The 231-nt window shown below is 68.0% G+C and carries 1 protein-coding gene; it reads right to left on the minus strand.

Features of this window, described 5'->3' with window-relative positions; translation table 11 throughout:
- Positions 1-231 (minus strand): transposase (locus FMEAI12_RS36435; RefSeq protein WP_368672035.1); only part of this gene is annotated, 231 nt, incomplete at both ends.

The raw sequence follows: 231 nt of genomic DNA on the forward strand, positions 1-231 counted from the left end.
TTCTTTCGACTTTCCACCGGTACCGGCCAAGGCGTTCGACGCTGTCCACACCTCGGCGGGCGATACGTACCGCGATGCCACGCCGGCGCAGGAAACGCCGCAGTTCCGGCTGGTCGTAGGCCTTGTCTGCCCGCAGCTTGTCCGGCCGGCGCCGCCGTGGCCCATGCCGGGAACGGATCGCCGGGATACTCGCGACCAGCGGGATGAGGACCTGGCTGTCATGCAGGTTCG

It is taken from the genome of Parafrankia sp. Ea1.12, assembly GCF_900465275.1.
GTDB classification, from domain to species: domain Bacteria; phylum Actinomycetota; class Actinomycetes; order Frankiales; family Frankiaceae; genus Parafrankia; species Parafrankia soli.